The sequence below is a fragment of the Streptomyces sp. NPDC006372 genome (genome assembly GCF_040612515.1).
In the GTDB taxonomy this organism is placed as follows: domain Bacteria; phylum Actinomycetota; class Actinomycetes; order Streptomycetales; family Streptomycetaceae; genus Streptomyces.
In genome coordinates this window covers 147,115-168,803 of record NZ_JBEXQJ010000006.1, presented here as the reverse complement: position 1 = coordinate 168,803, position 21,689 = coordinate 147,115, and the positions used below count along the sequence as shown (strand labels likewise).

General features: G+C 67.4%; 19 protein-coding genes and 2 pseudogenes. 7 read left to right on the top strand and 14 right to left on the bottom strand.

Features of this window, described 5'->3' with window-relative positions:
- Positions 1-114: 114 nt before the first annotated feature.
- The 4 genes from ABZ016_RS13560 to ABZ016_RS13545 form a co-directional block, all read right to left on the bottom strand.
- Positions 115-1,482: a PfkB family carbohydrate kinase gene (locus ABZ016_RS13560; protein WP_356916734.1), complete on the bottom strand. Its 1,368-nt coding sequence runs from the start codon at positions 1,480-1,482 to the stop codon at positions 115-117.
- Between the two features lie 201 nt (positions 1,483-1,683).
- Positions 1,684-3,249 (bottom strand): PfkB family carbohydrate kinase, encoded by a 1,566-nt coding sequence (locus tag ABZ016_RS13555; protein ID WP_356916733.1) that lies wholly within the window; start codon positions 3,247-3,249, stop codon positions 1,684-1,686.
- 333 nt (positions 3,250-3,582) lie between these two features.
- Positions 3,583-3,732: a hypothetical protein gene (locus ABZ016_RS13550; protein WP_356916732.1), complete on the bottom strand. Its 150-nt coding sequence runs from the start codon at positions 3,730-3,732 to the stop codon at positions 3,583-3,585.
- A gap of 732 nt (positions 3,733-4,464) precedes the next feature.
- Positions 4,465-4,869, bottom strand: a complete 405-nt coding sequence (locus ABZ016_RS13545) for a DUF6336 family protein (protein WP_356916731.1) — start codon at positions 4,867-4,869, stop codon at positions 4,465-4,467.
- Positions 4,870-5,488: 619 nt separating this feature from the next.
- Between ABZ016_RS13545 and ABZ016_RS13540 the strand changes: the two genes are divergently transcribed.
- The 4 genes and pseudogenes from ABZ016_RS13540 to ABZ016_RS13525 all read left to right on the top strand — a co-directional run bounded on the left by ABZ016_RS13540 (position 5,489) and on the right by ABZ016_RS13525 (position 9,093).
- Entirely contained in the window at positions 5,489-6,826 is a 1,338-nt protein-coding gene (locus tag ABZ016_RS13540) for a NucA/NucB deoxyribonuclease domain-containing protein (protein WP_356916730.1), read from the top strand.
- 30 nt (positions 6,827-6,856) lie between these two features.
- Positions 6,857-7,360, top strand: a complete 504-nt coding sequence (locus tag ABZ016_RS13535; RefSeq protein ID WP_356916729.1) for a hypothetical protein — start codon at positions 6,857-6,859, stop codon at positions 7,358-7,360.
- A 99-nt stretch (positions 7,361-7,459) separates the two neighbouring features.
- Positions 7,460-7,781 (top strand): annotated as a pseudogene (locus tag ABZ016_RS13530) (glycosyltransferase family 2 protein); the annotation flags it as partial.
- Positions 7,782-8,100: 319 nt separating this feature from the next.
- Positions 8,101-9,093, top strand: a complete 993-nt coding sequence (locus tag ABZ016_RS13525) for an XRE family transcriptional regulator (RefSeq protein WP_356916728.1) — start codon at positions 8,101-8,103, stop codon at positions 9,091-9,093.
- 98 nt (positions 9,094-9,191) lie between these two features.
- Here ABZ016_RS13525 and ABZ016_RS13520 read toward each other — a convergent pair.
- Both ABZ016_RS13520 and ABZ016_RS13515 read right to left on the bottom strand, forming a co-directional pair.
- A pseudogene (locus tag ABZ016_RS13520) lies at positions 9,192-9,287 on the bottom strand (IS5/IS1182 family transposase); the annotation flags it as partial.
- Positions 9,288-9,344: 57 nt separating this feature from the next.
- On the bottom strand, positions 9,345-10,271 hold the full coding sequence (locus ABZ016_RS13515; RefSeq protein ID WP_356916727.1) for a S41 family peptidase: 927 nt from the start codon (positions 10,269-10,271) through the stop codon (positions 9,345-9,347).
- A 541-nt stretch (positions 10,272-10,812) separates the two neighbouring features.
- On the opposite strand from ABZ016_RS13515, the gene ABZ016_RS13510 reads away from it, so the two are divergent.
- Positions 10,813-11,424: a DUF6000 family protein gene (locus tag ABZ016_RS13510; protein ID WP_356916726.1), complete on the top strand. Its 612-nt coding sequence runs from the start codon at positions 10,813-10,815 to the stop codon at positions 11,422-11,424.
- A gap of 174 nt (positions 11,425-11,598) precedes the next feature.
- Here ABZ016_RS13510 and ABZ016_RS13505 read toward each other — a convergent pair whose 3' ends face one another.
- Positions 11,599-11,823, bottom strand: coding sequence for a hypothetical protein (locus ABZ016_RS13505; RefSeq protein ID WP_356916725.1), 225 nt, complete (start codon positions 11,821-11,823; stop codon positions 11,599-11,601).
- A gap of 852 nt (positions 11,824-12,675) precedes the next feature.
- Here ABZ016_RS13505 and ABZ016_RS13500 point away from each other — a divergent pair.
- Positions 12,676-14,055, top strand: a complete 1,380-nt coding sequence (locus tag ABZ016_RS13500; RefSeq protein ID WP_356916724.1) for a hypothetical protein — start codon at positions 12,676-12,678, stop codon at positions 14,053-14,055.
- Here the strand turns inward: ABZ016_RS13500 and ABZ016_RS13495 are convergent.
- From ABZ016_RS13495 to ABZ016_RS13485, 3 genes are all read right to left on the bottom strand, one after another.
- Positions 14,052-14,765, bottom strand: a complete 714-nt coding sequence (locus ABZ016_RS13495; RefSeq protein WP_356916723.1) for a TIGR02391 family protein — start codon at positions 14,763-14,765, stop codon at positions 14,052-14,054. The genes ABZ016_RS13500 and ABZ016_RS13495 overlap by 4 nt on opposite strands.
- Positions 14,766-14,880: 115 nt before the next feature.
- Entirely contained in the window at positions 14,881-15,438 is a 558-nt protein-coding gene (locus ABZ016_RS13490; RefSeq protein ID WP_356916722.1) for an XRE family transcriptional regulator, read from the bottom strand.
- A gap of 12 nt (positions 15,439-15,450) precedes the next feature.
- A complete protein-coding gene (locus ABZ016_RS13485; RefSeq protein WP_356916721.1) occupies positions 15,451-17,688 on the bottom strand; it encodes a helix-turn-helix transcriptional regulator in 2,238 nt (745 codons plus the stop codon).
- 205 nt (positions 17,689-17,893) lie between these two features.
- Here ABZ016_RS13485 and ABZ016_RS13480 point away from each other — a divergent pair, with 205 nt between their 5' ends.
- A complete protein-coding gene (locus ABZ016_RS13480; RefSeq protein WP_356916720.1) occupies positions 17,894-18,304 on the top strand; it encodes a DUF4357 domain-containing protein in 411 nt (136 codons plus the stop codon).
- 279 nt (positions 18,305-18,583) lie between these two features.
- Here ABZ016_RS13480 and ABZ016_RS13475 read toward each other — a convergent pair whose 3' ends face one another.
- From ABZ016_RS13475 to ABZ016_RS13460, 4 genes are all read right to left on the bottom strand, one after another.
- Positions 18,584-18,904 carry a hypothetical protein gene (locus ABZ016_RS13475; RefSeq protein ID WP_356916719.1) on the bottom strand — a complete coding sequence of 107 codons (321 nt, stop codon included), beginning with the start codon at positions 18,902-18,904 and terminating at the stop codon, positions 18,584-18,586.
- A 46-nt stretch (positions 18,905-18,950) separates the two neighbouring features.
- Complete coding sequence (locus ABZ016_RS13470) at positions 18,951-20,459, bottom strand: hypothetical protein (protein WP_356916718.1); 1,509 nt, start codon at positions 20,457-20,459, stop codon at positions 18,951-18,953.
- 190 nt (positions 20,460-20,649) lie between these two features.
- Positions 20,650-21,336: a hypothetical protein gene (locus tag ABZ016_RS13465; protein ID WP_356916717.1), complete on the bottom strand. Its 687-nt coding sequence runs from the start codon at positions 21,334-21,336 to the stop codon at positions 20,650-20,652.
- Between the two features lie 40 nt (positions 21,337-21,376).
- Entirely contained in the window at positions 21,377-21,658 is a 282-nt protein-coding gene (locus ABZ016_RS13460; protein ID WP_356916716.1) for a hypothetical protein, read from the bottom strand.
- Positions 21,659-21,689: the final 31 nt, after the last annotated feature.

Below are 21,689 nucleotides of genomic sequence, written 5' to 3'. Positions count from 1 at the left end.
GTGCTTCTCGGGGACTAACCAGCTCTCACCAGGACTTCGACTGCCCGTAAGCGGTCGTCTAGCGCAAGCTCCTGGTTGTAGACGCTGTATAGAGTCGCATGCTCCGCCCGCTCCTCACACGTGCTCGAAGCCGTGACTTTGCAGCGCGCGGTCCAAGGGCCAGAAGGCCTGGTGGATCGCGTTCCGCGGAAACACGTGCGAGTACGTGGCGGCGGCCGGCACGGACTCGCAGCCTTCTTCGACCAGTACCAGCACCCGGTCCATGCCACGGTGCCCCTGGAACAGGCCGACCTCGTGGATGACGTTCTGGCGTGCTACCAGGTGCCCGTCTCCGGTGATGTCCTCAGCTGTCAGCACACACACCGCGAAGCTGCACCTGTTCAGGTACTCCGTCAGCGCTTCGGTGACCGGCCGGCTGCCCCAGGAATGCGACTCGAAGGAGTACACCGGTACGCCGAAGCGCTGTTCCACGAAGGCTTTCACCGCCAGCCATTGAGGGCTGCGGCCGTGGGCAACAAACACACCCGCAGGCTGTGACGCAGTGCGGCGGGCGGCGTCCAATGTGCGGATGAAATTTTGGGCGACGCCAGCGAGTTGGCCGTGGCCGTGGCTGCCGACGTAGCGGAGCTTGTGCCTGGCCAGGGTCATGCCGAGCAGGGAGCCGAGTTCAATCTGCAGACGGTCAGCGGTCAGCACGGCGAGGAGGCCAGCGGCGAAGACGTCGCCGGCACCGGTGGCGTCCTCGATCTCGTCGTCGGCGAGAACCACCTGTGGGTAGAAATCGTCGAGGATCTTGGATTCCTCCCGCCGCCAAGCGTGGATGCCGCTGCGGCGTTTGACAATGACGACACCGCGGTCGTTGGCGAGCCGGTCCAACAGGCGCGATGCCACAGCCTCATCGGTGTCCTGCTCAGTGCAGCGGCCGAGTTCGTGGAACTCTCGATGATTGAGCAAGAGAAAGTCTGACAAAGCCACCATGACCTCGATCTCTGGCGTGGGCTGGTGGCTCCACACGTGACCTGGATCGAAGCTGATCAGGGTAGCGGGGCTGGCCTGTTTGACAGCTTCTAGGACGGCAAGGAGCCGGCTGGGCGTGCGGTCGTCCAGGAAGGAGGTGACGTGGATGACTCGCGCGGTGGCGAGGTAGGCGACCAGCTCGTCGAAGGCTGAGTCGATGTGGTCGGCCATGGCGGCGTTGGCACCCGCGTGGGTGAGGAGGGTGCGTTCGCCGTTTTCGGTGAAGGCGAAACAGACGCCGCACAGATGATCGTCGTCACGGAAGACAAAGGAGTGGTCGATCCCGAGGGTCTCGAACTGCTGGACAGCGGACAGGCCCGGTCCGGGAACGCGGCCCGCCACGCCGACGTACCCCAGGCGCAGATCGAGGTGCATCTGTGAGAGGGCGTAGATGGCGTTGTAGGCCGATCCTCCGAGGGAGGTCTGCAGTGCCGAAGGGTTGGCCGCTTCCAGGGCCGCGTACACGGTGGCCTCATCGACGGCGGCTTCGGTGCCCCACTCAGGTGCTGGGCGGCCGTCATCGATCAGCTCGGCGATCCTGGCACTCAGCGGTACCCAATCATCCTGTGCGCCGGTCGCGGTGTCTGAGTAGGAGAGGTAGTCGAGGTACCGACCACGTCGAGGGCAAAACCGCCCCGCGAGGCCGCCGCAGGCACACCATTCTGCTTACCGGTCACTCCGTCGCCTCCCTGGTCCCAGGAATCCCTCTCGGGCCAGCATTCTCTCCAGGTCCACAAAGACGCTGTCTATGCGGCCAGGTGTGAAATCCATTCGGATCAGGCCAGCGTTGTTGGACCAGGGCTCGCAGCCCTCCTCGGCCAGGATCGCCACCCGTCCGAAGCCGTAGTACCCCTGGAACATGCCGACTCGGTGAACAACCTCCTCGTTCGCGCGGCGCTGCCCACCCTCCATGAGTCGGCCGGCCGACAGCACACATACCGCAAAGCCGCAGCGGACCACTTGCTCATGCAGCGCGATGGGGTCGACGCCACCCTGCGCGACCGTACCCAGCGAGTGCACCACCAGGCGGCAGTCCTCCTGGAGAAAGCGGTGGAGAGCCTCCCATTGACTTCCTCCGTCGTGGGTCAGCAGCACCGCACGCGGCTGACTCGGAGGGCTGACCGGTGTCTCACCGGACTGCAGGAACCCATCCGGACCAAGGGCAGGTACTGCTCTGGCCGGAAGATGCTGATGCGCCACCCGATGACGCGCCAAGCTGAGCCCAAGGAAAGAACCCAGCTCCACCTGCAGCCGCCCAGAGGCCAGCGCCGCCAGCACAGACGCGGAGAACACGTCCCCGGCTCCTGTAGCGTCTTCCAGGTCGGTCTCCCGCAGCGGCCTCCGTAGCTGAAACCGCTGGCGAAGAACCTCACCACCGGTGGATCGGAAAACTTCGACCGCGTCGTACCGCTTGGTGACGAACAGCGTGCAACCCACGGCGCAGCGAGCCAGCACTCTGTGCGAAAGAACCTCGTCCGTCTCACCGGGCGCGTAGGAACCCAGTACTTTGAACTCGCGGTGATTGACGAACAGCAGCTCACTCTCGGCGAGGATGCCGTCAATGGCCTCGGTACGGTGCGCAGCCCAGTCATACCCAGGGTCAAAGCTGATCCGCAGGGCCGGGTTCAGCCTTCGCGCCTGGCGCAGCACGCTGAGCATCAACTGCGGCGTCACCGGGTCCAGGAAGGATGTGACGTGCACCAGCCGCGCCCGGGCCAGGTACTGCGCGATCTGGTCGCCATGCCTCTGTAAGTGCTCGGCCATTAGGTAGTTCGCGCCAGGATGCGTGAGCATCACCCGTTCGACGTCCTCAAGGTAGGACAGACAGATGCCACACAACCGGTGCGAATAGCGGGCCACCCAGCGCCGGTCAATGCCAAGAAGGTCCATCTGCCGTACAAAGGACAGCCCTGCCGTCTCAATCCGCCCAAGGACACCGACGTAGCCGAGACGCAGACCGAGACGCATCTGCGCCAGCGTGAACATCGTCAACCACGCCGACCCACCCAGCGAGGCGTCAAGAGACGACGCTCCCAGACGCTCGATGGCCTTCCTGATCGTCACTTCGTCGACCGGGCCCTCGGTGTTCCATTCGAACCGGGCTGTCGACTCCGAGACTTGCTCAGCCATCCGCGTCGATAACCGCGAGGCACTGGCGATGTAGTCAACATTCAATGCGCCGAATCCAACGATGTCGGGAGATCGCTGCCCGCTTCCCAGGTCCCCGCCCACAGCATCGCCCCCCCCCGACTGACAGCGCCCAACACGCTTCAGGGGAGGGATACCCCAATCGCTTCCACCTTCATCCGCCCCTCCGCTTGATCACCGATGCGTGCGAGGGAACCAGCCCTGTGGCGGGACTGCTCGAGCCATCCAACAACTCAGCAGTACCCTCGCCCCGCCCTCATCAGCGACTCCACTTCAGCACGACTGGCGACGCTGGCACCGAGCCGAGCATGGGCCTGGAGCGGCCGCCCATTCCTGGCCGCTATCGCGGTGGCCCGCCCGGCCCAGCCAGTGCCTTCTCGCCAACTGTCCGTGCCGTTTAGACGTCGTTTCCTATGGCTATGGTGCGGAGTGGGCAGCTTCAGGGAAGCCCTGTCCGTCCAGCAGCGCGTCGAACAGCTCCTCCACGAAGGTCTTTCGCGCGCGCAGCAGTTCCTCGATCCGAGGCTGCTGCGCCGTGGCCTGGACACTGGCTGCTGAAGCCCACATGAGAGCGCCTTCGGCGTCGGTCGGCAACTCCGGCATCGAGCTCTGCACCCTTGTCCGACGGCTCTTCGAACTCCGGGGTAGCTGTCCACAGGCTCACGTCATCCACGTCCTCGGGTTCCTCAACGAGGAGGGCCGCGGCGTTGTCCAGGTTGTGCCATGCCTGCCAGCGGCGCCCGTTGGTGTCCAGGCCGGTCACGAGGGCGAGGCTGCTGTCGGAAACATCGGCGACACAGGCCGGCGCACCGGACCATTCGACCAAGGTGAACGGGTACTCGTCTTCCCAGACGCCCTGCTCCAACTGCAGGGTCTGCCAGCCGCCCGGTCGCGGCTCCCACTCATGCACGTCGTCCTTCAGCCTTGAACGGGCGGCTTCGATCCGGTGGCCGGCGGGTGCGCATCGACGGCGCGATCGTCGGCCGCGCGTTCTCCGTGCAGGACGTAGCCCGATGCACGCAGGAGGCAGGCTCCAGGAGGTCGACGAGATGGAGGTGGTTCGGTCCGGGCTGATCGAGTGGCGCGGCGGCGGGCCCGAGGCCTGGAGCTAGCTCTGCGGAGGTCAGCCATGGCCGGCCCCCTGAGGTGTCTTGATACGAGCTGTGGGCAAGGGGAGATGCGGCGAGTGCGCACGGGGTGTTGGTCGGCATCGTCCTGTTCGGCGTAGCTATCCGCGCGGGCGCGGGAGTCGTCGGCCGCCTTCGTGGAAGCGTCGTTCCGCGCTGCAACGCGGGTGGCTCAGTAGCCGTAGAGCCAGCTGTCGTATGCGGCGCTGTCCACCAGGTGATGTAGGCCGAAGGCGCCGGGGAACAGCACCAGGGCCAGCACCCCGATCCGCAGGAGGACCGGGGCCGCGACGGTCACCGGCCCCGCCTGGCCCGTGACCGTGTGCCAGTCGCGACAGCGCCGGATGTCTCCACCGCAGGCCCACCAGAAGAAGAGCCCGATGAGGATCCCCACCACAGCTGTGAAAGCGGCGAACAATCCGACGACGCCGAGGAACGTCGTCCGGTCGTGGTGGTCGCCGACGAACAGGGAGACCACCCCGAGCAGGGGCACGGCGGCCAGCCCGTACAGGGCTCCACGCGCCGCCACGTCCCGGATCCGGAGCAGGGGTCGGATGACGGCGTCCTCGGTGCGCATACGCGGCACCGTAGCCCAGCCCCGTCGCCGCGAACCCACCGCCTCCCACCGCGCCCCGGCTTGGCCCTCGAGTTGCTCGAAGCCCAACGATGACGTGGTGCCACCCAGCGAACCCACGCGGCCGCGTGCTGAGTCGCCTCCGCCGTCCACCGAACCTACGCCGCCGTTCGAGCTGATGCCGACCTGGCCTTCGATCAAGGAATCCCTCCACAGGACGTTGCCGGTGGCGGTCTTTCAGGCCAGGGCTCGATCGCTTCGCAACCAGCCTGCTGTTACTCAGTTTCGGGTGACGGCCCGACCTCCTGTGGGTGCCGCACTCTGGCGTATACATCCGGCGCCCCAGTCACTGCACGGCCTGACCATCTGCCAGCGCGTCAACATCTCGCGTGGGGGGCATAAATGGATGTTGCATCCGAGAGTCAATGGAACTTTGGACAACAGGTAAGCGGCCTCCTGCGGGTGCGCAGACCCCGACAGCGCCCGAGAGTGGCGGGAAACGCTCGCTTGCATTCCAAGTGGGCTGTGCATCGTCTGTGTTTTGATCGGATTGACCCGGCATGGGCACGACAAAACGGGTGTCCATGCTGTTCTGACCGAAAACAGGGGATATAACTTGAGATTGAAGAAGCTGCTGGCCGCCAGCGCGGTCACGCTTGGTCTACTCGGGAGCTGTCTCGACGCTTCTCACGCGTCCGAGGATCCCGCTGCCGCATCAGAGATACCGGGGCAGGCCGTCAGTCTGGCTGCATCCGCCGCGGAAGACGATGTGCCGCCGCCGGAAGACCTGGACGAGTCGTCGCAGGAGCTTGACGACGAGATCTCCAAGCCGGTGCCGGAGACACAAGACGAGGCCCCGTTCGTCATGGGGGCTACACCAGGAGATGATGGCTCCCAGGAAGAAGGCATCGAGAATCCAGACCCGCTGGCAGGTGCTCAAAGCCCCTCCATTACGTGCCGAGCACGGCTTCTGATCGCCAGGCGCGACGGAAGTGAGGAACCGGTCACCTGTGCGACGTGGGACAGCACGCCGAGTCCGGCCCCGCTACGCGCCTCCGTTTCCGCCTGGCCCACCCCGACGTGGTGCGATGACCACGGAGTCAGCGGCAAGTGGTACGTCAACCGGTTCAAGGCGTGCGGCGTCTTCTCCGCCACCGCGAGTGTCATCAACCCGCGTACCGGCGCGGTGACGGGCACCCTGCACTATCTGGTGCGTGCCTACGCCTACAGCGGACGGGACGTTCCGAACTGGGCGTATCAGGTGGAGCTGATGGAGGTCTCTAGCACGGGGACCGCCAAGGGCATGAGCGCGTCCGGCACGGTGAAGTGCTCGGGCAAATGCAAGGTGACCAAGAGCACCTTTCCTTCCCAGGCGATGGGCCAGAACAAGGACGCCGTCGGACAGTTCTTCCTGCAAACGACGATCAAGACCTCGCCCAAGGGCCAGAAGGGGGATGGCCAGGCTTCGGCGGCCTGGGTGTTCACCAAGGCCGGGGCTACTCCGAGCAACGAGATTTCCCTGCCTACGCCTCCTGTGCGGTGTGACAACGCGCTTCCGGGCACGTCGAAGCCCGGTTGCGTGATGCCGTACATACCGGAGATGGTCTACGCGAAGGCCGGCGAGTATCCACAGCTTGCCAAGCACATCGAGGACGCACAGAACACCCAGAACCTGCCGGGCAAGCACGGCACCACCCGCTACCTCACCCGCCTGACGAACAAGACCAAGATCAAGGAAAACCGGGACACATCGTGCCCTTCGAGCCTGCCGCGGCCGACAGGAAAGCAATGCGACGAGTACCCCTTCGCCTCGACCTGGCAGGGGGCCAAGACCGGCGGCAGCTACAGCCGGCGCATGATCGAGGCAGGGCAGAACGAGGGTGGCGGCCGGGCTCTGGGCAACTTCTACCTGTACAACCGCATCATCGAGAAGGACCGGTTCCTGGTGTGGATCAAGTAGAGCCACACCCATCGGCATGAGGACTGCGAGATGAGCGACGAGGTCAAACGGGGCAGCGGGCCTGTCCCGGTCCAGTACCACCAGTTCAACATCAGTGACGAGGACGGGCCGACCGGCCCCGACCTGGACCGCGGGCACAACGGGGTCGTGCAGGTCACCGACGGCGTCACCATCGTCATGACCGGCATCCACACCGGCGACGTGGACGTCACTGTCACGCTCCATGAGGCCGAACCGCCGCCGGACATCGGAGACTGGCAGGAGATCGTGGAGATCTCAGCGCATTCCGCGTCGGGTGATCTCATGGTCCGCGGCCTGATGGACGACCTGGGCGAGGAACTTCCCGTCCTGTCCTTCACTGGCCCCGGCGACTACCGGCTGCGTATTCACGCCCGCGGCCGGGACACCGCAGTCGACCTTGCTCCCGATGAGGTGACCGAGTGGTACCTCATCCAAGCGTGGCCGGCACCTGCCGCAGCGGTGACGGTGCTTCGCCAGAATGACGGCTACGGCGCTTCAGTACGCGCGCACTGAGCAGTTGGGTTCACCAATCTGCCCGCCCGCCGACCAGGTGGGCGGGCAGTTGTCGGTTCACGTTCGCCTGCTCTTCCGTGGGGTGCATTACTGGGCCGCGCCCTGTACGCGGGCGAGGCCGCCGACTTCGTCCCGAACGGGCGTGTGGTGTGGGTGCCGGAGCGTGTGGACTACCGCGCGATGCTGGTCCAGGACTACATCGGCGCCCTGACCGCCAAGTACGACCGCAGGGTGGTCGAGACAAGGCTGATGCCGGACATGCCGAAGCGGCAGGACTACGCGCTCTGGTTGTCGATCATGCGGGATGGGGGTCCCGCGCGGGCGGCTGCTGGAACCGCTGGCGGTGTACCGGGCGCAGCGGGCCGGGTCGCTCTCGTCGAACAAGCTGTCGCTCGTGCCGTACAACTGGAACCTCTACCGCCGGCGATCGACCACACCAACGGGATGTTGTACCTGAGCCGGATGCAGCCCGGCGTCGAGCCGTTTCCGGTCGAGCAGTACCAGCAGACCGGCCGATCCTGGGCCTACGACTCCTAGCCGGAGTGGGCCTTGGCCGAGGTCGAGTCCTACCCCGTAGGCGACCCGGCCGTCTGGCCAGGCCTGGCCAGACGGGCGCCATTGCCCAAGCCATCGTCCGAAGCGGAGACTGGCCGAACTGGCTGCCGCTCACCACCGACGGCGTGGTCCCACTCGCACCGAACAGGTGCGTACTCGCGCTGAGAGAGGCCCTGCGAACAGCAATGGAACGCCGAGACTTCCTGACCATCACCGGCACCGCCGTCTCCACCCTGGTAGGGGCCCGAGCCAACGGCCTCCACGACGCGCGCGTCCAGGCCCAGGACGGCAAGCCGATCAGCGAGGACTTCGTCGCCTTTCTGGAAGACTCCACCCACCACCTCGCTGGACTGTCCACCGAGCAGCGGCAACACACCCCGACGCTCCTGAACGCCCACCTCGTCACGGTGAGCGAACTGCTCAAGAACGGTCGCTACACCACCGCCCTCGGGCTGCGCCTGCACACCCTGGCGGCCTTCCTCTCCCAGACCGTTGCCTGGCACGCATTCGACCTGCGCCGCCACACCCACGCCAGCCAGAAATGGATCGCTGGTCTGCACAACGCCCACGCTGCAGGCGACCACGACATGGGCGCTGGCCTCCTCGGCGACCTCGCTTACCAAGCCGCCTGGCGCCGCGACTACACCACCGCAGCCAACATCTTGGACCACGCCTTGTCCCGCGCCCAGAACCCCGCCGCCCGCTGCCTGCTCCAGTTGCGCCTCGCCCGGATCCTGGCCGCACGGGGTGACCAGAGCGAACGCCGCGCCGTACTGCGCGCCCTCACTGCGGCCGAGCAACACCTCAACGACGCCGGCGCCGACCGACCCGCCTGGTGCGCCTGGGTATCCGAAGCCGACCTCGCCGTCGACTCCGGCCAGGCCCTCCTCGACCTTGGCGACATCGGCCCCGCCCACCGGCTCATCAGCGAAGGCGAACGCCTACTACCGCCTGCCCGGGACAAGACGAAGGGCGTGTTCCTCGCCTACCGCGCCGCGAGCTACCTCGATCTGAAGGAACCCGAACCCGCCGCGGCCGCCGCCACTCATTCCCTTCTCCTGGCCCGCCGCATCGGAGCGCCTCGCTGCGTCCGCCTCGTTGACGACCTGCTCCCCCGCTTCCAGCCCTACGCCCGTATCCAAGGCGTTGCGGAACTCCTCCAACTCGCCGCCGCGTAGTTGGCATTGGTCGGCCGCACATCGCCCGTAAGCAAATTGCGAGGCTACTGCTGAGACGTGCAAGGCACCCCTCAGCTCGTAGCTCCCGGCCCAGGGTGCCGCGGCTCGCGGCGAGGCCGCCCTCGCAGCCCCCGGATCGGCGGGACCGCGTCGAGCAGTGGCAGCAACTGGGTGCGGTCGTGCCGGTTGCCACCGGCGAACTTGACCTGGTGTGAGCTGCTCCAGCTGGACAAGGAAGGAGGCGGTGCATTTCAAGGTCGACGACAGGCGGCCTGCCTGCGGAGCCAACTCTGTGCTGCTTTCAGGACGTCGTCCCGGTTGCGTGCTGCTGGGCGTGAATTGTTGGCAATCTCCGTGTCTGGAGGCATCGGCGCGTCGTACGCACGGCCCGTTCGGTCCGCGTCCTTGACTTCCGTGAGGACCAGCACAGCTCCGTCGGACAGGCGGTACGGCTTGTTTCCAGTGGGGACGCCGTTGGTCTGCTCACCGAAAGACCTGGTGTCAGGACGTCCCCGGAAGGCCACCGCGACACCTTCACCCGCACTGGCAGTTTGCCTGCTGGTCAGAACCGCAACCGGTCGAGTTCTGCCGGCAAGCGGTTGGTTATCGCCCCAGCCGACCAACTCGCCGTCTACGTGGGGGCTGCCGTGCCTGATCGACCAAACCGACTCCTCGCCGTTGGCATCCACGAACGCGCCGACCTTGCCATCGCCCAGAATCGGGCCTACGACGGCCAGCAACGGCCACATGTTGCCCCCCACGCTCGAGCGCAGGTCCACTACCCAGCCGCAGGCTTCGGCCGCGCCGGCCTTCGCCACGGCATCTCGGCCCTGGCGCACGTACTGGTCGTACGCCTCTTGGGACCCTTGCACACCAGGCAGGGAAATGTAGCCCACGCCGTTCCTCAGGGAACGGCCTTCCAAGCCATCGAGGCCGACCGCGGATGCTCCGTAACGCTCCTTGGCCACATCCGGCTCCCAGAAAACACTGTGCCCGTCGCCCAGCGAATTCAGGGCCGAGGCGATCGCCCCGTACGTGTCCGCCGTCTTCTGCGCGCCACGCGCCTGCGAGTACGCCCTGCTCCGCAAGTCCGACCAGTCAACCTTGTGGCGAAGGAGAGAGTGCTTTTCCATGATGTTCAGCGCCTGCGACAGGTAGGTCCGCGCACTGGGTGACATATCGGTAGCCGATGGATCGTGCGAACGGCCTGTGCACCCCGTCGCGGTGACTGCTACTCCCATCAGGCCAGCGCAGGCCGCCATGCGCAGTAATCCTCCCCGCCGCATCCATCCCCCCAACAGACCTAAGCCTGACGATCAGCCACTGACGCAGCATCCCAGAGACAAGGACGGCCGCGCCCACACCTTCGACCACGGAACGACCTGCCAGCGCCGACCGTGCACCGCTTCTTCCGCAGGTCGCGGGCGGCGCATGATTTCTAGCCGTGTTGGTGGGGCACGAGGCGGTATGCAGGGGGCCCACCTGCGTTCAAGGACGGACGACCCGTACGTCGTGTGCCGGCGTGAGGGTCGCCCGTGAATGTCCGTGAACGGGGCTAATGGAACGGGGCGCTCTCACTTTCCGGCATCTCTGGCCCGGGTTTGAAGTCCCCTTACCGTCTCGATGACCTCGGCGAATCCCACGACGGGACGACCGGCTGAGTCCTCCGACGGGCCAGACCGATGGTTGAACAGCCTCGTTCCACGACAGGATGCCGTCATGCGCCACGCTGACGAAAGGTCCGAGTTGCTCAAGTTGACCCGCCACTACGTCACGCCCGGCCGACGGTACCTCAAACTCGGTGGCAGCCTTCTCGGGATGAGTGGGCGCGAGCGCGCCAAGTTCACGCGGAAGTTGGGAAAGGCTGCCGGTGACATCCGCTCCCGGGAACTGGGAATCCTGCTCACCGGAGGATGGCGCGAACGCACGACGGCAGCCTGGCTCATCGCCGTTGCCGGCCGAATCGAGTTCCGCGAACGCCTCGGCGACCTGCTGCTCGCCAGCGAAGTACCCTTCGCGGGGGAGGCATACTGCGTCGCTCTCGCCACCTTCGGCACCCTTGCTGACGCCGACCTCTTGGTCGCTTACCTCGACCGCTACCTATCGCGCCCCGACCTCGACTACGACCAGGCAGCCGCCCTCGGTGCGCTCTTGTTGCTCGGCGCCAGCCATGCGACCCGGTTCCTCGCGTCAGACGGCCTCTGGCAGCAGTGGGTCGACGGACCACCGACCAAGGACTACGACACCCCTGACAGTTACCGCGAGTTCATCGGTCAACTGTGCGTAGTCGCTGATGAGAGCACTAAGCACTGCACAGCAAGGAGCCGATGACCCTTGGCACGGCGACATCCGTTCCTTCCGCACCTCGGGCGAGACGCAGGAGTGCGATTCATTGGCCCGCGAGGACTCCGCGGAGAAGCAGAGACCCCAGATCTGCTTGGGGCCAGCCACATCCCACAGGCAGCGGTGCCAGCCAAACAACTGCTCCGAGGCAAGGTCACTACGTCACTGATAGCGGTAAAGCTGATGGAGAAGGAGGACATCGGTCTGCCACCGTGAACGGGCGTCCTTCGCGTCTTCGGGCACGTCTCGGCCCAACCGGTTCGCAACCCGCTCATACAGAGCAGGCGCACCCGAGTCGGTAGCCGCCAGCAGTGCCATCAGGAGAGGCTCGCCCGAGGGGGTCCTGGCGTCGACTTCGACCAGAAACTTCCAGCTGATCGTGCGCATGCAAAGACGGCAGGGCCGAGCCAAGCTGACGACGCAGCTGTGACCAGGACGTCGTGGAGCGCTCGCGAGCGGCCTTCTTCAACGCGCCGCGAACCGCAGCAGCAACCTCGACCACCTTCGCCTCGGCTAGCCGCTCCCCTTCCCCACCACGCATCCGATCCTGCCCAGCAGACCGCTCCAGAGTGGCTCGAGAGTGCTTCCGGCTGCGCTCGCCGCCATCCCCGGGCCGGTCAGGGGCAGGGCGGGACTGCGGCACGTTTAGACGCGTGATCCACGCCTCGGCCCGGCGCCGCTGCGTTGGGGTCACCTCGCTCCCGGCCTCACCGAGGTCCTTCTCCAGCAACTCAACCAACCGACGTGTCTCAGGCGTGAGCGGCCGATCAGGCAAACGACGGAGATGCCGAAGCGCCGCAAGAAAGCGACGATGAGCAGCCCGCGCCGGACTACCGTTCGCACCGCGCCCCGAGACAGCAGGGTGCAGAGCATGCGTCGCCCCCACCCACGAGTCCACCTCTTCACGCTGCAACGCCGTCACATGCTCCCCGGCCTCGCTGGTCGCCTTCTTCAACTGGCCGATCATCCGATTTACCTCCCACTCGGGCAATCGATTGGCCAGACGCCGCAGATCACTCAGCAGATCACGCATCCGACGATGCGCAGCCATCGCAGGATCCGGACGAGACGAGGCACCCGTGGCCCGCGCGGGCCGGGACACTGAGCTGCCCGTACGGGAAAACTTCGGCCCGCGAACTCGAGGCGCCGCATCACGGCCCGTACTCAAGGGTTTCGAACATGGCTTCGGCGGCTCGGAAAACGACAGCAGCGGAACCCAGTGATCGCCACACTTGCACGATGAGCCTGTTCCACGCCGACTCCTACAGCCCCGACGACATGGTGATGCACCCTCGCCACCAGGCGATGCAGCCGGTCCTGGTCCAGCTCATCCAACAGCTCCGCGCCTGCGAGACGGTGGAGGCCGGGGCCGATTTTCAACGGGACTTGCTCACGCGCCTGCTGGAGGTGGAGAAGGACCGCTGGGAGTTCAAGCGTGCCGTCACCCGGATGCGCAACGGCAAGCGGCCCCACCCGGGGGCCCCGGAGCTCCAGTCAGGCCGCGACCCCGCCGACATCGCGACCTGGCGTTTCGAGCACGACGTGTGCGAGCGGCTGGCCCGCCAGTTGCGCTCGGTCGGTGACGCGCTGGCCTGGCGCGTCTTCGGCTTCCACCGCCCGTTCATCCTCGCTCTGTGCCGCAACCAGTCGCCCGGCCCGATGTACGGCAAAGCGGGGCTGGCAGCAGAACTCGAACACCTGGAGAGGGCCTGCAAGGAGGACGGTGCTTTCGCGCTCCTGCACGACCTGACCAACTGCCTGCGCATCGGCGACATGACGGTATGGGACGGTGTGAACCCGCCCCGCACGGAAGAGATCAAGACCAACCCGAAGAACAGCAGGAGCGCGCAGCTACGGCGGATCAACCAGGCCCGCGCGGCTGTGCTGGACGGCGGCCCGCTTCCAGGGGACAACGCCTCCGAACTCCTCTACGACCTGGACCTGCCGCTGCGCACACACCTGGACGTGCTGCGCGACGCCCTGGAGAGGGCCGCAACCGACGGCATCTACGCCACGCCGGTGCCCGGCAGCCGGGCCCTGTTCGTCGTCGACCAGTACGCATGCGCCCAGCAAGGCATGTCTTCCAAGCAGTTCAACGAGCGTCTTCAGCACGCCGCCGACAGCGCCCTGCAACGGGCGGGAATCGCGGCCGGCCGCGAGGACCACAACGTCCACGCCACCAGCCTCGACAGCACGGCACGCGACCCGCTGCGGGTGCCCTGGGCGAACTATCCACTGCATCCGGTGGCCTGCGCCCGGCTGATCGGGGACTACGCCGTGGCGACTGTGGAGACCTCCGGTCCCGTACTGACCCGCCTGCTACAGGCCGCCGGCCTGGACGCACGATGGGTCCGCCCGCCGGGCAATGCGGACCTCCAGCAGGGCGAGGTCATCATGGAGATCCACCAACAGGAACAGCTGCGGTCCGTAACCCTTCCTGGCGGTCTGACGATGACGCCGGGATGGACGCTGCAGATGCGCCGATCCGAGCTGGACCGGTATCTGATTGAGCTCCTGCAACCAGGCTCGTGGGTCGCGGGCATCAAGGACGTCCTCGCCGCACGGCAGGCCGGGCGGCCGTGGCCTCACTACCGCAACGAGCACGAGATCTGGGTCTAGGCGGCGCGCTCCACAGCGCACTGCTCGATCCAGCGGGCGAGGACGCTCAAGGTCGCCAGGTGCTCCAACGCCTCCTGTTCGGTCCAGGTCACCTCATCCTCGTGCGCGGCGACGTTCCGCAGGGCGAGGAAGGCGCCGGCCGCGAGGTACTTGGCGCCTTCCTGGCGGGCGCGCCACGTAGGTGTGTTGCGGTCGCCGTCGAACCGCAGGCGTGGTTTCCCTGCGACGGGGTCCTTCATGTCGAAGGCCTGCATGCACAAGTCCGTCTCGCCGATGTCGTGGCGTCCCAGCTTCTGCTGGAGTCGGCGGTTCACGGTGCGGGCAGCAGCCAGGACAGCGTCCTGCCGGGCCTCTGCGCCCCACAGCGGGGCGGCCGGCTCCCACACCCACGGGTGGAACTGGTCGGCGGGCAGCGTTGGGGCATCAGGCACGAGCCGGGCAGCCCATTCGTCCATGTCGGCCAGAATGCCCAGGCCCCGGTGGACCTCATTGCGGGCCATGGCCTCGCCTGCCATCTGACCGAGGTCGATCTTTTCGGCAAGCTGCGGGTCCAGGAGCCGCAGGATCTGCTTGACCGTGGGCTCCGCGCGGTGCAGCTGCTCGTAGAGCGTCGGATCCCCCAGGTAGTCGCCCGGCCTTGTGCTGCGCTCGTGGCGCAGGGCCAGGTCGGCAAACGCTTCAAGCTGCTGTCGCATCCAGTCTCGGTCCACGGCCGCATCCTAGGAGCGGGCTCTGACAGTCCCTGATCCACCGGCTCGGCAAAGCCAGGAGCAGCGACAAGGGCCCGAACCCAGAAGGCGGTTCGGGCCCTTGCTGCGGGGCGATCTACAGGTCGAACTCGAGGTGCTCGATGTCCGTGAACCGGACCTCCTCCAGCTGTCCGGCGCGGCGGCCGCCGTCCTGGAAGTACACCTCCTTGAGCGCTTCGGCGGCGATCTCCTGCAGCTGCTGGTCGGTGGCGCCGGCCTCCTGGGCGTCGAAGAGACGGGCGGCGTGGTGGGGCGGCAGCGCCACCGTGAGGTGGCGGAGGCGGTCCTCGTCGGTGGAGCCGATCGGGGCGGTGTAGCCGATCCGGGCGCGGGTGTCGATGACGATGCCGCCGGTGGTCGCCGCCTGCTGCCGGGCCTTGGCCCGGATCTGCGGCTGCCACCGGGCCTTCACCTCGCGCTCCAGGCGCGCGGCGAGGTCCGGACGTGGCTTCTTGATCTGGTCCTTCACGTACCGCTCGACAGTGCGTTGGGAGACCCGCAGCATCTGGGCGACCGCCTTGGTGCCCTTGAGCTGCTTGACCAGGTACCGCATCTGCGCGCCCGCGCTCTTAGGTGCCGGGCGCGTGAACGCCTTCTGCACCGCGGCCTCCAGGCCGTCCCCGAACAGGCTCATCGTGGCCTACTCCTACTCTCCGTTGTCGACGTCGGTGACGGTGCCGTCCTTGATGTACCGGGCGAGGTTGAGTTCCGGGGCGTTGAACCGCTCGCGGACTTCCTCGCCCCACAGGACGCTCTGGGTGCCCTCGTGCTTGACCAGGCCGGGGTTGATGCCGAGCTTGAAGCCGCCGGGCAGCGGCTTGCCCTCCCGGTAGGGCAGGAAGTCCAGCGGGCTCGGTCCGTTCGCGGCGTAGACGACGCAGTCGGACAGGATCGCGATGGGGTACTGACCGGTGAAAGCCGCGTGCTTGACGATCTTGCGGTGCAGGTTGATCCGGGTGCGGGAGATGACCGCCGCGCGGATGTCCGGCCGCCAGGCCGGGCGGGACAGGGCGCGCCACGGCTCGCCGGGCCGCCAGCCCTCCCCGCGCGGGCGCTCGCGCAGCTTGCCCAGGCCGCCCTTCACCGTGGCCTTGATCGCGGAGACGACGATGGCCAGCTCCGGGTCGCGGCTCTTGTATCCGTCCATCGCCGCGAGGAAGTCCTCCGGGGAGAGGTCGGCGTCGACGCCGAGGTCGGCCATCGTGGCGAGGTAGGCGTCGCGCAGCCGGTTGTACCAGCCGTCCAGGTAGCGGCCGTTCTCCCGCCGCACCCACGCCTCCAGCGGGCGCACCTCGTAGCCCAGCTCCACCGCGTACGCCACGGTCGGCGTCGCGTACCAGGCCGGCCCTTCGGGCCGCTCGCCCTTCGGCGTGAACGGAGAGGGCAGCAGCGAGCCGTCCAGCTCCACCCACTCCTTGCCGACCTTCACCTTTGACAGGTCGACGTGGCTCAGGTCCACCAGCCAGCTGCCGGGCAGCTTCGGGTCGAACACCGGGTTCGTGACGTGCGTCGGGGCTCCGAGGCCGACGTTCAGGCCGTTCGCTCCGGCGGCGAAGGCCATGTTGACGTCGATGCCGACCAGGTGGCGCAAGGTGCACTCGGCATCGGTCATGGGCCGCGCCCAGTCGTACGCCTCCTCGAACAGCTTCTCCGCCGGGCCGCGCACGTGGAACCGGGGCAGGTCCTTGAGTAGCGGGTGCCCGTCCGGGGCCTCGCACGGCGCCGGGTCGACCGGGTCCTTGCCCAGGGAGCCGGGGTTGTGCTCGGAGTGCCGCTTACCCGTCGCGTCCGGCTCGGAGGCCCGGGTCGCCGGGTGCAGGGCGGTCATCAGCTCCAGGCCGGTCACGGCGGTCGATCCGCGCGGCGTCATCACCCTCAAGGCGTACACGCCCAGGAGCCGGGCGAGTTCGGCCGGCGCCAGATGCCCGGCCGCACCCCAGTGCCGGGTGTCCAGCGCGTTCCACGACGGGATGCACAGCTGCACGCAGGCCCGCTCCGAACCGGTGGCGGGACGGTAGATCCGCGCCCACGGGCCGAAGCCCCTCTTGGTCAGCTGCCACTGCGCGCGGGTCAGCTGCTTGATGACCTTGTGGCCCTCCGGGATCCGCCCGGCGTGCTTCTCCTCCTCCGTGAGCGTGACAGGGAGGCCGTAGCGCTTCAACGCGGCCTCGGTGAGTACGAGCAGCGGGTCTGCGTCCTTGCCCGGACCGGACAGCTTCGGCTGCCCGAGCTTCGCCTCCTTGAGCGTCCACTCCACCAGGGCCGGGATGGACTTGGCGGGCACGTCCAGGACCAGGCCCCCGGTGCAGTACGCCAGCACCTGGCCGTCGGCGTCGACGTCGACGACAGCGAGCGGCCCGTTCTCGAAGCGTGGGTCGGTGCCGCCCGCCGGAGTTCCGGCCGGGGCCGCCTTCCTCGCGCCGGAATGGCGCGACGTCGACGTGCTCCTGGCGGTGCGCGCCGGGCGCGGCTCGGTCTGCTCAGCAGCGGCGGGAACGGAGGCGGGGGTGGTCTGGGTGCTCTCGTGTTCAGTCATGTCCGCAGCCTCGGAGGCTGGGCCTGTGGATAGAGTCCGCGCTTCCGCCGGGGTCGGCTCGCCGGTGAACGTGGCGGGCACTGGAACGGGGGCGGCGGCGGGCGCGGGGTAGAGCTCCGCGAGCTTGTTCAGCAGCCGCGCGTACGCCTCACGTTCGGGGCCGCGCGGCTCGGTCGTCTTCTTGACCGACTCCCAGCCGGACACCGTCGCCCGGCGCACCTTCAGCGCGGCGGCCACTTCGTCCAACGTCAGGCCGTGGGCCTGGCGAAGCCGCTTGCGCTCCTCCGCCGACGGCAGCGGAGCGCGGGACGCGACCAGCGCGTCGACCGCGTCGAACAACTCGGACATGAAACACCTCCTGACCGACACCCTCCCCCACGAACCGTACGGACAGCGTAAATCATGCGTACGGATAGCGTACGAAACGGCTTCTCCCCTTGGACTATTCTCCTGAGTAACTGAAACAAGAAGGTGAATCTAGTCTCCTGAATAGCTTATGATGAGAGCTAGAAGAGTGGTCCGGTCAGACCGGGCTGCCATAAGGGGAGGCCGCATGCCTACGCTCAGCATCAACTTCGACCCGGCCGTCATCGCGCACCTGTTGAAAGCGAGCGGCGATGACACCGTGCACGTCACCCTCACCCTCGGCACCGGGGACAAGCCGTCTTCACCGAGGCAGGTGTTCCCCCACGGCCCGCTGGCCGATCTCATGCAAGCGGGCCTGCTGGAGGCGGGGGCGATCCTGTCTTTCCATCAGCGTCGTGCCAACCGGTCCGGGCGCGCTGTCGTGACGCCTGACGGCCAATTGGTCGTCGATGGCCATGCCACGCCGTACCCCTCGCCGTCGAAGGCTGCAGAGGCAGTGACAGGAAACGTCATCAACGGATGGACGCTGTGGCACGTGGAGGATGGGCGCACGCTCGATGTCCTGCGCCGCGAGCTGGAGTCACGGAACTCGCAGTAGTCGCTCTTCCTGAGCTGTAGACCCAGTCACTGAGGCGGGGGCACCAAGCTGTCGCCCCCGCCGGATCGTGAGCCGCATCCCGAGGATGCGGCCCCTCAAGCCGACCGTGTGCCGGAGAGCATGGCTGCCAATGGAGTCCGCTTTGCGGCGTTGGCCGTGCTCGGCTTCGTGTAGTAGTGCGCCCCGGGCGGCCTGGCCGCCCGGGGCCTGGACCACGAAGCCCGTCAGGCTGCCGTCGAAGCCTGCGGCCCTCCGTCGGAGGTCAGCGAGTGCGCGGGGTCAGCCGGTGGGCGCTGGGCCGGTCAGCAGTTCCATTGCGATGACCTCGAAGACGCGGGTCTTCTCGCCGTTGATGGTGGCTTTGCCTGTGAGATTGCGGGCGTGGCCGAGGAGTGGGTTGGTGAATTCCTCCCACGAGAGGTCGGTGTAGCCGTTGTTCTTCGCCCAGCGCTCGGCCTCGAACCGGGCCCGGTCGAAGTCGGCGATTGCGGCCAGGCCAAGCTCCACCCCGGGGGGCGAGACGCTACGCAGGGCTCCTTGGTCGGTGACGGTCTCGGGCTTGTGGTGCTGGACGACATACACGATCCGCGGGGTGCTCAACGGAGCGTCCTCTCTGTTCTGGGTGCTTGGGTGCTTGGGGCAGCGTTCAGCGCGCGCGGGGCGGGGTCATGCGAGCGTGGAGCAAGGCGGCACGGGTGAGTTCGGCGCCATGCTCATGTTCCTCGTTGAACAGTGCGGTCAGGCCCGTGGGCGCCTTGTAGTGCTCGCGCAGGTTGACGGTGGCGCCGAGGTCGTCCAGGAGCGTGTTGACGACGGCTGCGGCCTCGCTGGGCCGGTCGCCCCAGCCGTCGCCCCACCACAGGTGCTCGGTCGGCGTGCATGGGGCGGGATGGACGTGGCCGTCGCTGGTCGTGACCCACACGGTGTGGTGCAGCACGACCGAGGCGAGCTCCGCGCCGCCGGCCGGAAGAGACAGCGGTGCGTAGAACCGCCACTGCGGCTTGCCGTCGTTGCCGGGGGTGCGCAGGACGGGCATGTCGGTGAGCGGGTCGATGAAGAACGCCTCCGGCTTGTCGCCGTGGGCAAGGACGGCGTGGGCGGCGGTCGGGTCGACCATGGTCAACCGGCGGGTCCAACGATCGCTGATCGTGCCGGACCGTACGGGGATCTCGGTCACGGCTCCGAAAGGCAGCAGGTCCGGATCGCGGCCGACGGCTACCTCGAGCGCGGCGACGGCGTCCGGATGGCTGCTCAGAGCGAGCTTGCGCCAGCCGGCCTTGAGTTCTTGGCGCTCCCCGTCACACGGCAGCGGGTGGTGGGTGGTGTCGGGTACTGCGCCGACGACGACGGGGTTCGGCTTCTCGTGGTAGCCGTCCTTGCAGAAGATGTCGATCTCGTGCGCCGTGTTGTCGATCCGGTTGTTGCGGATGCTGTTGGCCATGTCTGTCACGGCCACCCGCGATGTGACGTCGAAGGCCTCGTTGCTCGCGGCCTGGCGCAGGATCTTCTCGTTGTCGTTGGCCGGCACTTCGACTACGGCCGCCGGGGCACCGGGCTGCCACTCGCGGATGACCTGTGGCAGGCGCAGCAGGTCGGGCCACCAGGGCAGGTCCTGGCCGGCGAGGGTTGCGACGTCGCCCCAGTCGGCTTCGTATTCGATGCCGGGGTGGGCTATGTCGGCGGCGACCAGAGCCGGCCCGTGGAAGCCCATGTCCCCATACAGGGCGCAGACGGTGACAACACCGTCCGGGTTCCCGGACTTGGCCGTGGCGGTGGCGACGTCTGTGGCCGTCTTGCGGTCGTCGCAGTGCACGAGGCGGATCACACCGAGGGCGGTGTGCCAGTCCTGGGCGGGGCCACGCAGGGTGTCCTTGTAGCCGGCCCACCGGCCCGGCGCCAGGTCCTCGGGCAGCGAGCGCAGCAGCACGGCACCGCGGTGGGCGAACTCCGGGGTGCCGGCCGCCCAACGGTAGACCTGGGTGCCGTCCCAGACTTCCTCGGGCTCCTTGTCCCGGAACGCTGCAAGCCGGTCCGGCCTCTCCGTCGGTTCCGGGAACCTGTCGTACTTCCGGACCAGCCGCCACATTCCGAACGCATTCACGCCCAGCAACTGCTGCACTTCCGCCCTGGACAGATAGCTGCTGCTCACGCCCATCCCGTTGCTCCTCGCCGTTCCACGAGGGGCCGCTGCGGCCCTGGGGCAGATCATGGGACGGCCGGGCGGGCGGCATGCCGTATCCGTAAGGCCTGCCCGGTTCCTCACCCGCTTTGGCTGAGAAGCGACCAGATGGCATCAGTCTGGGCGATGCCGTTCGTCGTCCAGGTAAGCCATGGCGAAGCCTCGTCTACGGAGTGGGGGCGCACCGCTCGCAGCGGTGGTAGTAGCGGCCGCCCTTGGGGCCGGTGTTCCGGTCCATCCACGCTCGGGTCTCCTCGGCCGTCATGGCTTGGAAGGGGATGTGGTAGGTCAGCGGCTCGAGAGCCGCGGGCGGCCGGTCATAGGCGTCTTTGCGGTGGGCGAACGAACGTAGGGCTTCGGCGTCGTCGGCAGCGGGCGGACTGAACGCGTGCGGCATGCCCTGACGCATGATGTGGCAGCCGACCTCGTGCAGTCCCTTGGCGTTGCCGGCGGCGTAGGGGTACTGCTCGGGCAGCGTCCAGCGGCGCCAGCGCTCGGCCGCCGCCGCCAGGGATTTCACAAAGGAGTCCCGGTGACGGTCGCAGGTCTGGCAGGTGCCGTCCCGTCGGCACCAGGCCAGCTTGTCCTCGTCGTCTTCATGGCGCCAGCAGTCGGCCCGCTGATACATGCCGTTGACCGCGCGCAGCAGAACGTCTTTGACCTCCCCGGCCTTGAGTACGCCGTCATCGATGCCGGTGAGCAGGTCGAGCACAGCGGGAAGCTCGATCTCGAATCCGTACCCTTCCCGGCTGGCCCGCTTGCGGGGGTGCGGGAAGGAGCTGCCGAAGGTGAAGTCGACGTCCCTGAGCTCGACTCCGGCGGGCCGCAGCGTGGCCCTGTGCGTGGACGGCACGATGCATCTCCTTGTGTAACTGCCTGAGTGGATGCGGGCCTTATCCGGCGAGGACGACGTGGCCGGCTTCGGTGGGCTCGACCATGTCACCGCGCTCCCCGTTGGCTGGGGCGACGACGCGGACAAGGTCCTGCTGCCACAGCTGGACAGAGACGCGGTGCCATTCGATCTGGCGCAGCATCCATTCTTCGTGGCCGGGATGGTGCTCGTTCATTCCCGGCTCCGGCGGACTCAGCTCGTGGAAGAAGTCGGACATCACGACCGGCTCGGGGGACTTGGCGATCAGCGTCAGCAGTGCGCGTTCATCCGTGCTCAAGGCCATGCGCTCAGGCTAGAGCGGTCGCCGAAGGTAC